The 14,079-nt window shown below is 65.6% G+C and carries 13 protein-coding genes; 9 read left to right on the top strand and 4 right to left on the bottom strand.

Features of this window, described 5'->3' with window-relative positions; all coding sequences use genetic code 11:
- Positions 1–34: 34 nt before the first annotated feature.
- On the bottom strand, positions 35–541 hold the full coding sequence (locus ACXHGZ_RS12525; protein ID WP_480460120.1) for a GNAT family N-acetyltransferase: 507 nt from the start codon (positions 539–541) through the stop codon (positions 35–37).
- Between the two features lie 20 nt (positions 542–561).
- Positions 562–1,038: an Lrp/AsnC family transcriptional regulator gene (locus ACXHGZ_RS12520; protein WP_480460119.1), complete on the bottom strand. Its 477-nt coding sequence runs from the start codon at positions 1,036–1,038 to the stop codon at positions 562–564.
- 107 nt (positions 1,039–1,145) lie between these two features.
- Here ACXHGZ_RS12520 and ACXHGZ_RS12515 point away from each other — a divergent pair, with 107 nt between their 5' ends.
- Positions 1,146–1,991, top strand: a complete 846-nt coding sequence (locus ACXHGZ_RS12515) for an EamA family transporter (protein WP_480460118.1) — start codon at positions 1,146–1,148, stop codon at positions 1,989–1,991.
- A gap of 41 nt (positions 1,992–2,032) precedes the next feature.
- On the opposite strand, the gene ACXHGZ_RS12510 is transcribed toward ACXHGZ_RS12515, so the two are convergent.
- Positions 2,033–2,734 (bottom strand): EthD domain-containing protein, encoded by a 702-nt coding sequence (locus tag ACXHGZ_RS12510; RefSeq protein ID WP_480460117.1) that lies wholly within the window; start codon positions 2,732–2,734, stop codon positions 2,033–2,035.
- Between the two features lie 267 nt (positions 2,735–3,001).
- Between ACXHGZ_RS12510 and ACXHGZ_RS12505 the strand changes: the two genes are divergently transcribed.
- Positions 3,002–4,381 (top strand): purine-cytosine permease family protein, encoded by a 1,380-nt coding sequence (locus ACXHGZ_RS12505; RefSeq protein WP_480460116.1) that lies wholly within the window; start codon positions 3,002–3,004, stop codon positions 4,379–4,381.
- A 202-nt stretch (positions 4,382–4,583) separates the two neighbouring features.
- On the opposite strand, the gene ACXHGZ_RS12500 is transcribed toward ACXHGZ_RS12505, so the two are convergent.
- A complete protein-coding gene (locus tag ACXHGZ_RS12500; protein WP_480460115.1) occupies positions 4,584–5,414 on the bottom strand; it encodes an alpha/beta fold hydrolase in 831 nt (276 codons plus the stop codon).
- A 118-nt stretch (positions 5,415–5,532) separates the two neighbouring features.
- Here ACXHGZ_RS12500 and ACXHGZ_RS12495 point away from each other — a divergent pair, with 118 nt between their 5' ends.
- From ACXHGZ_RS12495 to ACXHGZ_RS12465, 7 genes are all read left to right on the top strand, one after another.
- Positions 5,533–6,000: a MerR family transcriptional regulator gene (locus tag ACXHGZ_RS12495; RefSeq protein WP_480460114.1), complete on the top strand. Its 468-nt coding sequence runs from the start codon at positions 5,533–5,535 to the stop codon at positions 5,998–6,000.
- A gap of 137 nt (positions 6,001–6,137) precedes the next feature.
- On the top strand, positions 6,138–7,364 hold the full coding sequence (locus tag ACXHGZ_RS12490; RefSeq protein ID WP_480460113.1) for an NADH:flavin oxidoreductase/NADH oxidase family protein: 1,227 nt from the start codon (positions 6,138–6,140) through the stop codon (positions 7,362–7,364).
- Positions 7,365–7,514: 150 nt separating this feature from the next.
- On the top strand, positions 7,515–9,269 hold the full coding sequence (locus ACXHGZ_RS12485) for a monovalent cation:proton antiporter-2 (CPA2) family protein (RefSeq protein WP_480460112.1): 1,755 nt from the start codon (positions 7,515–7,517) through the stop codon (positions 9,267–9,269).
- Positions 9,270–9,295: 26 nt separating this feature from the next.
- A complete protein-coding gene (locus tag ACXHGZ_RS12480; protein WP_480460111.1) occupies positions 9,296–10,393 on the top strand; it encodes an AI-2E family transporter in 1,098 nt (365 codons plus the stop codon).
- Between the two features lie 13 nt (positions 10,394–10,406).
- Positions 10,407–11,924, top strand: a complete 1,518-nt coding sequence (locus tag ACXHGZ_RS12475) for an efflux transporter outer membrane subunit (RefSeq protein ID WP_480460110.1) — start codon at positions 10,407–10,409, stop codon at positions 11,922–11,924.
- Positions 11,921–13,021 carry an HlyD family secretion protein gene (locus ACXHGZ_RS12470; protein ID WP_480460109.1) on the top strand — a complete coding sequence of 367 codons (1,101 nt, stop codon included), beginning with the start codon at positions 11,921–11,923 and terminating at the stop codon, positions 13,019–13,021. The genes ACXHGZ_RS12475 and ACXHGZ_RS12470 overlap by 4 nt, the downstream gene beginning before the upstream one ends.
- Entirely contained in the window at positions 13,011–14,027 is a 1,017-nt protein-coding gene (locus ACXHGZ_RS12465; RefSeq protein ID WP_480460108.1) for a DUF2955 domain-containing protein, read from the top strand. The genes ACXHGZ_RS12470 and ACXHGZ_RS12465 overlap by 11 nt, the downstream gene beginning before the upstream one ends.
- Positions 14,028–14,079 lie beyond the last annotated feature (52 nt).

Below are 14,079 nucleotides of genomic sequence, written 5' to 3'. Positions count from 1 at the left end.
AGCAGATCTGGAAACCGACCTGAAACCACCTGTCCTACTCGGTTGCACCAAAGGCCTCGTGATACGCCACGACCCCTTCAGGCACCACGCCCGAAAAAGCCAGCGCCTGGAAGTATTCAGGCGCAACGTTGGGCAAGGTCAGCCCGGTGTTGGCCTGGAAGCCGAAACGCCCATAGTAGCCAGGGTCGCCCAAGACCACGCAGCCCGCGCCGCCCAGGTGCTGGAGCTGGGTGAGTGCAGCTTTCGTCAACGCCGCGCCGATACCTTGGCCTTGGCGGTCCGGCCGCACGGACACCGGGCCGATGCCATACCACCCGGTTGCGCCGGACGAAACCGTGACGGGGGAGGCGGCGATATGACCGACGATGGCGTCGTTCTCGACCGCGACCAGGGAAACGGTCAGCTGACCTGCCCGGCGCAGGGCATCGACAATGAACTGTTCGGTATGGCTGGTGTGGGGCGCCTGCTCGAACGCCGCTTGGGTCAGCCGGGCGATGGCATCGATGTCCTGGATGCGCTCGCTACGGATCGTCATGGTCATGCTGATGTTCTCCCTGGTGTTCATATCGGAACGGACAACCCCACTTTCACCTTGTCGAGCACGATGAGTGTCCGGTAGGTCAGGATATCTTCGTTGTCTGCGAAGTGCTTCCTGACCAGCTTTTCGAAGTGCGCCACGTCGCGGGCGACCATGACGATGATGAACGACACGCCGCCGTTGACGAAATAGCATTGCTGCACCTCGTCCACCCCTGCGAAGTAACGCTTGGCACGGTCCATCACGATCGAGCGGTCTTCGCGCAGGCGTGACTCGACGATGGCGGTCAGGTGCTGGCCCACCGCTTCCGGCGCGAGCACGGCAGTGTTGGCGAGGATGACCCCGCTGGCCTCCATCTGGGCGACGCGGCGTTGAACGGCCGGGGTGGACAGGCCGATGGCCTCTGCGATGACCCGTTGCGAGGTCTTGTTGTCCTGCTGGAGCATCTTGAGTATTGCGTGGTCGAAAGCGTCCAGCGGACGCTTGGTGAGGTCGCTCATGTGTCCTGCCCAAAAAAAGCAATTGGCTCGTCAAGCGGCTATTTTCACAGCAATTCGATCAAAGGCCGAGCACTAAAATGGCCCATCGAAACATGCTGGAGATTTGCGTGGACTCACCTGACGCTCGCGCTTTCGCGCCCATCGGCGCCGCCCTGGCGGCGCTCGTGTCCGTACAGACAGGCGCTGCCGTGGCCAAGACCCTGTTCCCCATGGTAGGCCCCGATGGTGTGGCGGCACTCCGGCTGGGGTTGTCGGCCGTCATCCTGCTGGCGGTGCTGCGGCCATGGCGCATCTGGCGGCAGGCGAGCATGCCGCGGCTTGTGGCCTATGGGCTGATGATGGGCCTGATGAACATCCTGATCTACCGGGCCTTCCTCTACATTCCGGTCGGGATCGCGGTGTCGATCGAAGTCATCGGTCCGCTGGGGGCTGCCTTGTTGTCTTCCCGGCGCAAGATCGATTTGCTCTGGATCGGCCTGTCGGCACTGGGCCTGACGTTGCTGCCGTGGGGGCTGGACAGCCACGGCCTGGACCTGCGCGGCGTGCTGTATGCGCTGGCGGCAGCCTTGGCGTGGGGGTTGTATGTGGTACTGGGCAGCAAGGTCGCTGTCCATGGCCGCCAGGCCGTTGCCTCCGGCATGCTGTTCGGGGCGTTGCTGGGGGTGCCGCTTGGCGTGAGCCAGGCCGGCAGCCAGTTGTTCGAGCCGTGGGTGTTGTTGATCGGCCTGTGCGTTGCCTTGCTGTCGAGCGCCGTGCCGTTCTTGCTCGACATGTACGCGATGCGGTATTTGCCGGCGAGCATCTTCGGCGTGTTGCTCAGCGCCTCGCCCGCGGCGGGGGCCATCGCGGGTTGGCTGATCCTCGATGAGGTCCTCACCTTGGTGCAATGGTCGGGTATCGTCGCCATTGCCCTGGCATGCGCCGGTGCGGCCCTGATTGGGCATAAACGGTAGCGCACCGAAGCGGCTGCGCAGGGCAATGCCCTGGCCTCCTTTTACAGTGGGTACTGGCTGGTAGGCAGCACGCCCAACTGATCGAAGTCGATGAACCGTTGGCAGCTGTCCATCATCACCGCGAGGTTGTGCTGGAACTTCGCCGCATCGCCCGGTGCATCGAAGAACGCCTGCGGGTCGCTCATGGCGGCGGGTGGGAAGCACTCCTCGACGATGGCCGCCAGCGGCGCGGCGGTGGGGGTGAGCACCTGCACCACCAGGTTCTGCACGTACTCGAAGTTATCCTGGGTATCGATGGCCACCCGGGTGTGGTGGTTCTGCCACACCTCGAGCCAGGCCTCGTGAGTCAGGCGTGCCGGCCGCTGAAGGAAGGCCAGTTGCGAGAACCCATGGGTGCGCTGGCCGGCGTGGGCGGGGAAGCGGGTGTTGCGGATAGGCACCGATTCGCAGACCAGGTACCCGGCGATGCGTGCACAATGGGCTTGCAGGAGGTCGTCAAACGGGCGACGGAATTCGGCGACGGCGGTGTCGAGCCAGAAGCTCAGCACGGCCTGGGGCAGGGGGCCAGCCTGTTCCTGGCGCAGGCCCTGGGCGGGGCTGACGTCGGCATCGGCGAGGTTCAGTTGTAGGTGTCGGGCGCCGAGGGTCTGCAGGCGGTCGGCGAGGGGGCCGGCCAGGGCGGCGGCGAACGACTCGAAGGTGTCTTGCTCAGGTTGCCAAAGCAGGTAGATGACTTTCTGCACGACGTTCTCCTTACACACGCGTGGTCGGGAATGACCTTGAGCGGGCCATGGTCGGCCTTCGATGTGGCGTGGGAATCCTCTGAACGGACTAGACGGTGAAGCTGCGTTCGGATCAGTAGCGGGGCCGGCACGATCCGCCGCATGGCGGTGAAGCCGACGAACTGCTCCGGTAAGTCGTTGATAGCTATGAAGTGTTCGTCGTCAGACTGAATGTCGTTCGGTTGCCCGGCTGATAATCCGCCGAATAACAACAATTAGGAAACGCCCGTGAAGCTGGAAACGCGAAGTATCGAGTTCGTCCCCCACGCCGAACGCTATGGTTCACCCAAACGGCTGTTCACGATCTGGTTCAGCTCCAATTTCCAGGTGACGGCGCTGATGGTCGGCACCTTGGGCATCGCCTCTGGCTTGAGCTTTGCCTGGACGTTGCTCGGCCTGCTGGTCGGCAACCTGGTGGGCACCATCTTCATGGCCGCGCACTCCGCCCAGGGGCCTCACCTGGGTGTGCCGCAGATGATCCAGAGCCGGGCGCAGTTCGGCGTGCATGGCGCGGCGATTCCATTATTGGTGATGGTCACTGCAGCGGTGCTGTTCCTGGCCGCCAGCGGCGTGCTCATGCGCGACGCCCTGAAGGCGCTGCTGCCGATCAGCGACGACCAGGCGATCATCCTGGTCGGTGTGCTGACCTTCGTCATCGGCTTCATCGGCTACGAGCTGATCCACCGCCTGGGCGCATGGATGAGCCTGCTGTCCACCCTGGTGTTTGGCGGTGCCCTGGTGCTGATCCTGCTGCACCCCGGCGAGGCCGCGGTGAATACCTCGCTCAGCAGCGGTTTCTCCTGGACGGCCTTCAACCTGGTGGTGGCGCAGGCGGCCTCCTGGACGCTCGGGTATGGCCCCTACGTAGCCGACTACTCGCGCTACCTGCCGGCCAACGTGAACACCCGCACCACGTTCTGGACAACCTATTGCGGCTGCGCGCTGGGCTCGTTCGCCATGATGGCCCTGGGCGCCTTGCTGGCCGTCGCCATCCCATCCGCGCTCGGCCACGACCCTGCCACCGCCATCGCCACCTTGTTCGGGCCCTGGGCACCGCTGGCGCTGGGCGTGATTGCGCTGGGCGTCATCCAGTACAACGTGCTCTGCCTGTACAGCGCCTACATGTCGACGGTGACGATCTTCGGTGCCTTCGGTGAGCTGCGCCGTGTCACGTCGTCGGCAAAGGCGCTGATCATGGCCGTGCTGACCGTCGCGGCGACGTTGATCGCCATCGCCACCCAGTACCGGTTCGACACCTTCTTCGCCGACATCCTGATCGGCCAGCTCTACCTGCTGATTCCATGGAGTGCGATCAACCTGGCCGACTACTACTGGGTTTGCCGCGGCCAGTATGAAGTCGGTGAGCTGTACAACGCCAAGGGGCGCTACGGGCGCTTCAATCGCCGCACGCTGGCGGTGTACGCCGTGTCGATCATCGGCACCATCCCGTTCATGAAACTGTCGTTCTACACCGGCTTCGTCGCCAACTGGCTGGGGGCGGACATCAGCTGGGCGGTGGGCCTGGTCCTGACGGGGGCGCTGTATTGCATGGTCAACAGCCAGCCTGCGGCCAAGTCTGCAGCGCTGCGGGCGTCCGTTCCGGACTGAGGGCCAACCTGGCGCCGCTGCCCCTCTGTGTGGCGGAGCCTGCGATGGGCCGCAAAGCGGCCCCTTGAGTTTAAGGCTCTACCGTTTGAGGGCTTGGGGCTGCTTTGCAGCCCATCGCAGGCTGCCGCCAGCTCCCACCGAGATTGCGCCGCTCTCAAGGCTTGCGAAAATCACTGTGGGCTTGGCCGATGGCTGCGAGCGCTTAGCTACGGATGAACGCCAGCAGGTCGGCGTTTATCACCTCGGCATGGGTTGTCGGCATGCCGTGGGGGAACCCTGCGTAGGTTTTCAATGTGCCATTGCGCAGCAGCTTGGCCGATAGCGGCCCCGAGTTCTCATAAGGCACGATCTGGTCGTCGTCACCGTGCATCACCAGCACCTGGGCGGTCACGCTTTTCAGGGCTTCGGTGAAGTCGGTCTGGGAGAAGGCGACAATGCCGTCGTAATGCGCCTTGGCGCTGCCCATCATGCCCTGGCGCCACCAGTTCAGGATCACGCCCTGGGACGGTTTCCCGCCCGGACGGTTGTAGCCGTAGAACGGGCCTGACGGAATGTCATGGTAGAACTGCGCCCGGTTGGCCTGAACCTGAGCCTGGAAGTCATCGAACACCGACTTGGGCAGCCCGCCGGGGTTGCTGGCAGTCTTCACCATCAAGGGTGGGACGGCTGCGATGATGACTGCCTTGGCCACCGGGTCCTCGGTATGCCGGGCCAGGTAATGGATGACTTCTCCACCTCCCGTGGAGTGCCCCACATGCACCGCGCCCCGCACGCCCAGGTGCTGGACCACCGCCGCCACGTCGTCGGCGTAATGGTCCATGTCGTGCCCGTCCCAGACCTGGCTGGAGCGCCCGTGGCCGCGCCGGTCATGGGCGACCACCCGGTAGCCGTGGGCGAGAAAGAACAGCATCTGGGCGTCCCAGTCATCGGCACTCAGTGGCCAGCCGTGATGGAAATGGATGACCTGGGCATCGCGCGGGCCCCAGTCCTTGTAGAAGATCTCTACACCGTCTTGCGTTGTGACGTATCCCATTTCGCGTCTCCTGTGATGAGGTGTGCAGGCTGCCGCCACGCCGGTCAAGAGGCTTGGCCGCCGAGTGACTGTAGGATTAAAGTGCACTTCAAGGTCAACCCACTTCCTAAGGTGCCTCATGAGAATAGGAGAGCTTGCCAAGATTACCGGTCTTGCACCTTCTCGCATCCGCTTCTATGAAGCCAGTGGCCTGATTCAGTCGGTCGCACGCAAGGCCAATGGTTATCGTGATTACGCGGCAGACGCCGTCTGGGTGCTGGAAATGATCACCTGCGCCCAGGCGGCGGGGTTCTCGCTGGAGGAAATTCGCCATCTGCTGCCTGACGATGGCAACGGTTGGCCGCACGACGAACTGCTCGCCGGTCTCAAGCGCAAGGTCGAGGAGATCGAGGTACTGCAACAGCGCCTGGCCCGTAACAAAGCGCAGCTGTTGCTGGTGATCGACGGTATAGAAAGCAAGCCTGACGGCATGGCCTGCGCAGACAACTCGCAACGGGTGCTGGGCCGGTTGCGTCAGGACATCGCGGCGGGCAAGACAGCCGACACCTGCGCCGACCATCGTAGGCGCGGTCCTGTGTTGCGTTAATGGCAGTCTCGTTACCCCTGCAATCGCAGTCAGGCTCGTGCTCACAGGGGCTTGGGCTGGGTTCGAAAAGCACCTGTTGACCTTGAAGTTGACTTTAAGGATATGGTCCGCAGCACCATCCCTTCGAGGTGCTTGCCATGAACCTGTTCGCCCCCCTGACGCTCCCCAACGGCTCCATCCTCGCCAACCGCATCGCCAAGGCGGCCATGGAAGAAAACATGGCCGATGCAGCCCATGCTCCATCCCCCCAGTTGATCCGCCTGTACCAGGCTTGGGCTGAGGGCGGGGCGGGTTTGCTGATTTCCGGCAATGTGATGGTGGACAACCACGCCATGACCGGGCCGGGTGGCGTGGTTCTGGAAGATGACCAGCACATCGAAGCATTCCGACAATGGGCCCAAGCCGGGCAGTCCCGGGGGGCGCAGTTCTGGTTGCAGATCAACCACCCGGGCCGGCAGATGCAGGCCAACCTCGGGCAACCGACTTGGGCGCCTTCGGCCGTACCGTTGACGCTGGGCTCGATGTCCAGGCTTTTCAATACCCCCCAGGCCATGACCCCGCAGGTCATCGAAGCCGTCATCGGCCGTTTCGCCAACACGGCGCGGCTGGCGGAACTGGCCGGGTTCGATGGCGTGCAGATCCATGCCGCCCACGGCTACCTGCTCAGCCAGTTTCTCTCGCCCCTGACCAACCGGCGCAACGACCAGTGGGGCGGGCCCCTGGAAAACCGTGCCCGGCTGCTGCTGGATATCGTCAAGGCCGTGCGTGCCGTGGTATCCCCCGGCTTTGCCGTAGCGGTCAAGCTCAACTCGGCCGACTTCCAGCGTGGCGGATTCACCGGTGACGACGCCCGGCAGGTGGTGCGCATGCTCAACGGGCTCGCGGTGGACCTGGTGGAGTTGTCCGGCGGCAGCTACGAAGCGCCTGCCATGCAGGGGCAAGCCCGGGACGGTCGTACGCTGGCCCGCGAGGCGTATTTCCTGGAGTTCGCCCGCGACATTCGTGCGGTGGCGACCCTGCCGGTGATGGTGACCGGTGGCATTCGGCGGCGGCCGGTGGCCGAGCAGGTGATCGCCAGCGGGGTGGACATGGTGGGCATCGGTACGGCATTGGCGATCGACCCCGCATTGCCCCGTGACTGGCTGGCAGGCAAGCCCAGCGCGCCCGAGCTTGCGCCGATCACCTGGAAGAACAAGACCCTGGCCTCCCTCGCCAACATGGCGGTCGTCAAGTTCCAGCTGAGCCGGCTGAGCCGAGGCAAGGCAAGCCATCCCCGGGTTTGGCCCTGGTGGGCGTTGTTGGTGCAGCAATGGGGCAACGCCCTGCGCACCCGCCAATACCGGCGGCGGATGACCGCCCGTTGAGCGAGCAGGTAGGCGAGGCATCGGCAGGAAAGGGGAAGCAGATTGCCATGAATCGCCCATACTCAATTTCACATTTTCCGGCGTGGTGCTGAGCGTGCCTGGTCCGGTGGTGCCCAGACGATATCTGACAGGGTCGCAGAGGGGGTGTGAATGCCTCATGACGGTAGCCTGTTGCAGGCGACGGTTGTGTTCTTGCTGGCCATTGTCATGCTCGTGCCGTTGCTGCAGCGGCTGAAGCTGGGCGCGGTGCCGGGTTACCTGCTTGCCGGCATGGTGATCGGGCCGGCGTTGCTCGGGCTGATCGACAACCCGCAGAACGTGGCGCGGCTCTCGGAGATGGGCGTGGTGATGCTGTTGTTCGTCATTGGCCTGGAGCTTTCGCCGCGCCGGCTATGGCGAATGCGCCGCTCCTTGTTCGGCGTGGGCTCGCTGCAGGTGGGGCTCACGGCGCTGGTGCTCGGCTTTCTAGCGTACCTGGTGTTCGGCCAGTCGCCGGGTGCAGCCCTGGTGCTGGGCGTGGGCCTGGCGCTATCGTCCACCGCCTTTGGCCTGCAGGTGCTGGCCGAGCGCAAGGAACTGGGTAAGCCGCACGGACGGGTAGCGGTGGGTATTCTGTTGTTTCAGGACATTGCGGCCATTCCGCTGATCGCCATGGTGCCGCTGCTGGCCGGAGGCGGCAGCGCACCGGCTGAGGGCGCGCGGCCATTGTTGGCGGTCGCGGTGGGCATCGGCATCGTGATCGTCGGGGGGCGTTACCTGCTGCAACCGGTATTTCTCTGGGTAACCCGCTCGGGGTTGCACGAGCTGTCCACCGCCACTGCACTGCTGGCCGTGCTGGGCACGGCCTGGGTGATGGAGCATGTGGGCGTGTCCATGGCGCTGGGGGCTTTTCTGGCGGGCGTGCTGATGGCCGAGTCTCCGTTCCGGCACGAACTCGAAGCGCAGATCGAACCGCTCAAAGGCCTGCTGCTCGGGCTGTTCTTCGTCGGCGTGGGCATGACCGCCGACTTGCGCCTGCTGCTCGGCATGCCATTGCAGGTGCTGGGGCTGACGGTGCTGCTGGTGGCGATCAAGTTGCCGCTGCTGTTCGGGGTGGGCCGCGCTGTCGGTGGCCTGGGCCGGGCCCAGGCATTGTGCCTGGCAGTGGTGCTGGCATCCGGCGGCGAATTCGCCTTCGTGGTGTTCAAGCTGGCGCTGGAGTACAGGTTGCTGGCACAGCAGGTACATGACGTGTTGGTGCTCGCCATCACCTTGTCGATGGCGGTGGTGCCCTTGGTGATGCTGCTGCTGGCGCGCCGGCTGCGTGACGAGCGCCCGGTGGCCGAAGCGCCCGGCACCCTGCCGGTGGTGGACGAGGCGCCACAGGTGGTGGTGGCAGGCCTTGGCCGCATGGGGGGCGCTATTGCTCGCATGTTGCATGCCGAAGGCGTGCGTCTGGTGGCCTTGGACACTTCCCTCGAAGCCCTTGGGCGCAACGCCGGAAAGCAAGGGCCGGCGGCGTTCTATGGCGACCCGTCGCGCGCGGAGATCCTGCGCGCGGCCAAGGTGGGCGAGGCGGGGTTGGTGATCGTGGCCACCGACGATGCCCAGGTCAACTTCAAGGCAGTCGAACTGCTGGCCCAGCACTATCCGCAGGTCCCCGTCATTGCCGCAGCACGCAACCATGAAGACGTGCTGCGCCTGCTCGACCTAGGTGCCAACCCGGTCCGCGAAACCTTCCACTCCAGCCTGGAGATGGCCCGCCGTGCCTTCATTGCCCTGGGCCAGGACGAGGACCAGGCCGCCGCCTGGGTACGGCGCTACCAGCGGCAGGAGGCGCAGTGGCTGCTCGCGTTGCATCGGCAGGCGCAGGCTGAAGGGAAGGATGACGACTTGCCGGCCAGCGACAGCCGACCCCAGGCCTAGCGATACGGCTCAACCGGAGGTGGACCATGCAGCCAAGTTTCAAGCTGGACAGCGCCCTGTCGCGGGGCCTGCTCGATGTGCTCATCAAGGCAGGGCTGGTGGCAGGCCTGGTGATGTTCGCCTTCCAAGTGTTCCAGCCGTTCATGGAGCTGATGCTCTGGGCGGTCATTCTCGCGGTCACTCTTTACCCACTGCATTGCCGGATCAAGCGGCGCATGGGGCTCAGGGACGGCCATGCCGCCACCTTGGTGGTGCTGCTGGTGCTGGTGGTATTGCTGGTGCCGATCTACCTGGTGGTGGTGTCCATCGGCGAGTCGGTGGACAGCCTGGTGACACTGCTCAAGAGTGGCGCCTGGAGCGTGCCGCCGCCGCCCGACTCGGTGGCTACCTGGCCCTTGGTCGGCGCCCGCGTCCATGGGCTGTGGCTGGCCGCCTCGGAAAGCCTGAGTGGGGTGTTGAACACCCTGATGCCCCATCTCAAGGAGGCTGGGCGCACGGTGCTGGGCGCGGTTGCCAGTGCCGGTGGTGCATTCTTGCTGTTCATCGCCGCCATCATCATCTCCGGCGTGATCATGGCCTTCGGCGAGCGTGGCGAGCGGGCGGCCCAGCGTATTGCCATTCGGGTCTCGGGCGAGGAGCGGGGCAGGCCGATCGTCAGGCTGTGTACCGCGACCATCCGCGCCGTCGCACAGGGCGTCATCGGCATCGCCTTCATCCAGATGCTGCTGATCGGTGTCGGTTTCGTGATCAAGGGCGTCCCCGGCGCCGGGATGCTGGCCATCGCCATCCTGATGCTGGGAATCGCCCAGGCGCCGGCGACGCTCATCACCCTGCCGGTCATCGTGTATATCTTCAGCACCGAAGGCTTCACCGTCGGGACCATCGTGTTCGCCATCTATACCTTCATCGCCGGGCTTGCCGACAACGTGCTCAAACCTTTGCTGCTGGGCAGGGGCGTGGATGTGCCAATGCCCGTGGTGCTGATCGGTGCCCTGGGTGGCATGGTGGTCAAGGGCATCATCGGCCTGTTCATTGGCCCGGTGATCCTGGCCGTGGCCTACAACCTGTTCTGGCAGTGGGTGGCGCAGCAGGTGCCGGAAGAACCCACCGGCTCGGCGACCTGAGCCTGGGCCGCCCATGCTGAGGCGCCTTCGCTGTCGTGCCCTGGGCCTGGCAGCCCTGCTGGGTGGCTGTACCCAGGTGGGCCCGGACTTCCAGCTCGTCCCGGCCCCCTGGCTGGAGCACTGGAGCACGCCCCAGCTGGAGCAGGCCAGCCGCTTGGCCGGCACCGATTCGCGCCAGTGGTGGGTGGTATTCGCCGACCCGACGCTCGATGCGCTGATCGCCGAGGCCGACGCCCATAATACCGACCTGCGCGTGGCCGGCCTGCGCGTCGCCGAAGCGCGCGCGCAATTGGCGATCGCCCAGACCGGGCGCTACCCCCAGGTGCAGCAGTTTCGGGGCGAGCATCTCTACCTCAAACAGGACCAGTTTGGCAGCGCCAATGCCCGTGACTCGGTGTTCTGGCAGTCGAGCCTGGGCTTCGACATTGCCTGGGAAATCGATTTCTGGGGGCGCTTCAGCCGCGCCGTCGAGGCAGCCGATGCGCTGTACTTCGCCTCCCAGGCCAACTACGCCGATGCCATGGTGTTGTTACGCGCCCAGGTGGCCGATACCTATTTCAGCCTACGCACCGTCGAGGCGCGCCTGGATATCGCCCACGAAAACGCCCAGCGCCAGGCACGTAGCCTGCAGATCACCGAGCGCTTGTTCCGTCATGGTGAGCATGACGAGCTCGACTGGCAGCAGGCACGCACCCAGTACCTGGCCACCCAGGCGACCATCCCTGAGCTGGAAAACCAGTTGAATGCCCTGCGTAATGTGCTGTGCGCGCTGTTGGGGCGGCCACCGGGGCCTATGCCGGAACTAGCAGCCCGCCATGCTCAGCTGCCCGTGCCGGACAAGGCCGTGCTCCGGGATGTGCCCGCCAGCCTGCTGCAGCGTCGCCCCGACATCCGCGCCGCCGAGCAGGCGGTGGTGGCGCAATCGGCCCTGGTGGGCGTGACCGAGGCCGACCTGTACCCGTCGTTGAGCCTGCTGGGCAGCATCGGCTGGACGTTCGTCTCGGCCAGCCAGTTGCCCGACAGCTTGCAGCTGGCCACTGGCCCCAGCCTGGTCTGGAACCCGTTCGACTATGGCCGGCGCAGGAACGCCGTGCGCGTGGAAGACGCCCGCCTGCAGCAACTGATCGAGCAGTACCAGCGCGGTGTACGTGAAGCGGCGCGTGAGGCCGATGACGCCGCTAGTGGCTTGGTGCGCTCGCTGCAGAGCGCCGAGATTCGCCAGCAGGCCGCGCAGGCTGCGCAGCGTTCGTTGGCGCTGGCCAGTTCGCAGTACCGCGAGGGCTTCGCCGATTTCCAGCGGGTGCTCGATGCCCAGCAATTGCTGTTACAGCAGCAGGACGGATATCTGGTCAGCCGTGGCAATGCGGTCGGCAGCCTGGTGGCCCTGTACAAGGCGCTCGGGGGGGGCTGGGACCCGCAACGTCCTGTCATCGCCCCCGATACCCGCCAACAGATGCAACAACGTACCGACTGGGGGGACCTGCTCGACAGCCGGGCCCCGGCAGGCCATGACACCGGTGAGACGAAATGAGCGAAGCCCCAGCCCCTGCGCCGACACCCGCCAAGCCCGACCAGAGCATGCGCTGGGTGCTGCTGGCGATCGCCGTGAGCTTGCTCTGGTACCTGCTCGCCGACCGCTTCACGCCCTATACCCAGCAAGCCCGCTTGCAAGCCTACGTGGTGCCGGTGAGCGCCGAGGTGGCCGGGCAAGTCAAGCGGGTGGCGGTGGGCAACAACCAGGAGGTGCGCAAGGGTCAGGTGTTGTTCGAACTGGACCAGGCCCAGTACCGCATTGCCCTGGCGCGGGTCGAGGCCGAGCTCGACACCGTGCGCCGGCAGATCGGCGCCCACACCGCCGGTATCGACGTGGCCCAGGCCTCGCTGGCTGCCGCCCAGGCGAACGCGCGCAAGGCGCACCAGGATGCCGAGCGCCTGCAGCGGTTGTATCAGGAAGACCCGGGTACGGTTTCTGTAAGGCGCCTGGAAGCCGCGCAGGCGACACGGGAACAGGCCGCCAGCCAGGTGGTCGCCGCCCGTGCCGAGGTCGAGCGGGCCCGTGAGCAGCAGGGCGGCGGCGAGGCGGACAACGCCCAGGTGCGCAGCGCCGTGGCCAATGTGGAAAAAGCCCGGTTGGATCTGGCCCGTACGGTCGTACGCGCCGACGTAGATGGCTTGATCACCGACTTGCGCACCGATGTCGGCCATTATGTCGGCGCCGGCAGCCCGGTGATGACCCTGATCACGATCCATGACGTGTGGATCAGCGCCGACATGACCGAGAACAACCTGGGCCACCTGCGCCCTGGCACGCCGGTGCTGGTGGTGCTCGATGCCTTGCCGGGCGAGTTGCTGCGTGGGCGGGTGCGCAGCATCGGCTATGGCGTGAGCACCGGCCAGAGCCCGCCGCCGGGCTCGCTGCCCCAGGTGCAGAACAGCCGCGAGTGGTTGCGTTCGGCGCAGCGCTTCCCAGTGATCGTCGAGCTCGACCGTGACCCGCGGGTGAACGTGGCCAGCCTGCGTGTCGGTGGGCAGGCCGAGGTCATGGCCCTGCCGCGCGAGGGCAACCCGTTGAACCTGCTGGGCCGGGCTTTCATGTGGCTGATGAGCTGGTTGTCCTATGCCTACTGACCTGCGTCGCCTGCGTGCCCTGCGCCTGGCCTGGGGGAGCGCGCTGGCGCTCGCCGCAAGCTTCGGCCTGGGCCTGCCGGTGCCGATCCTGGCACCGGTGTTCGCGGTGTTGCTGCTGGCCATGCGCAGCCAGCCGCTGCCCTTGCGTGCCGCGCCCTTGTTGGGCCTGTTGGTGCTGCTTGCCTGTGGCAGTGGTCTGCTGTTGATCCCACTGCTGCGCCACGCCCCGGTCAGTGGCGTACTGCTGGTCGGCGTCGGGCTGTTCCTGGTGTTCCGCTATGCCTTGCGTGGCGGCAACGGGCTGGTGGCGAACCTGCTGGTGATCGGCCTGACCATGATCGCCGCTGCCGGCACCCACGATTTCACTTTGGCGTTGTCGGTGGTCGAAGCCCTGGCCAAGGGCATGTTGCTGGCGGCCCTTGGCTGCGCGCTCGCCCATGCCTTGTTTCCGGAACCACCCAGCCAGGGCAGCGCTGCACGGGCCGCACAGCTGGACACCGAGGAGGTCGATTGGGTCGCTTTCCGCGCCACGCTCATCGTCATGCCGGCGTTCCTACTGGCGCTGGTGGCGCCGGACCGTTTCATGCCGCTGATCATGAAGGCGGTGAGCCTGGGCCAGCAGGCCGAGGAAACCGATGCCCGGCATGCCGCCCGGGAGCTGGTCGGCTCCACGCTGCTGGCTGGGGTGCTCGCGGTGTTGCTGTGGGGAGCGCTCAGCGTTTTCGTTCATGTGTGGATGTTCTTTCTCTGGGTGTTGCTGTTCGCCCTCTGGCAGGCGCGCCGCTTGTACGGGCAGGTGAAGAGCGGTCAACGGCCGGCGTTTTGGGTCGGCTGCCTGACCACCATGCTGATTCTGCTGGGGCAGTCGGTACAGGACAGCGCGGCCGGCCAGGATGTGTACCGTGCATTTGCCATACGGTTCGCGCTGTTCCTGGCGGTGTCGGTGTATGCAAGCGCCATGCTGGTGTGGTTCGACAGCCGCCGTGCCCGCCGGCGCACAGCGTAGGGGCAGGGGAGGCGCTACGCTGTGTGTTGGGACTTCCTTGCGCGGAGATACG

This window comes from Pseudomonas shiyinii, assembly GCF_056725765.1.
This window is presented reverse-complemented; position numbering and strand designations above follow the sequence as displayed.

Bases quoted from the DNA above. Each gene is read 5' to 3' on its own strand.
- ACXHGZ_RS12470 (WP_480460109.1), top strand. From the start codon at position 11,921: ATGAGCGAAGCCCCAGCCCCTGCGCCGACACCCGCCAAGCCCGACCAG.
- ACXHGZ_RS12485 (WP_480460112.1), top strand. From the start codon at position 7,515: ATGCCTCATGACGGTAGCCTGTTGCAGGCGACGGTTGTGTTCTTGCTG.
- ACXHGZ_RS12475 (WP_480460110.1), top strand. From the start codon at position 10,407: ATGCTGAGGCGCCTTCGCTGTCGTGCCCTGGGCCTGGCAGCCCTGCTG.
- ACXHGZ_RS12465 (WP_480460108.1), top strand. From the start codon at position 13,011: ATGCCTACTGACCTGCGTCGCCTGCGTGCCCTGCGCCTGGCCTGGGGG.
- ACXHGZ_RS12500 (WP_480460115.1), bottom strand. From the start codon at position 5,414: ATGGGATACGTCACAACGCAAGACGGTGTAGAGATCTTCTACAAGGAC.
- ACXHGZ_RS12520 (WP_480460119.1), bottom strand. From the start codon at position 1,038: ATGAGCGACCTCACCAAGCGTCCGCTGGACGCTTTCGACCACGCAATA.
- ACXHGZ_RS12495 (WP_480460114.1), top strand. From the start codon at position 5,533: ATGAGAATAGGAGAGCTTGCCAAGATTACCGGTCTTGCACCTTCTCGC.
- ACXHGZ_RS12490 (WP_480460113.1), top strand. From the start codon at position 6,138: ATGAACCTGTTCGCCCCCCTGACGCTCCCCAACGGCTCCATCCTCGCC.
- ACXHGZ_RS12480 (WP_480460111.1), top strand. From the start codon at position 9,296: ATGCAGCCAAGTTTCAAGCTGGACAGCGCCCTGTCGCGGGGCCTGCTC.
- ACXHGZ_RS12525 (WP_480460120.1), bottom strand. From the start codon at position 541: ATGACCATGACGATCCGTAGCGAGCGCATCCAGGACATCGATGCCATC.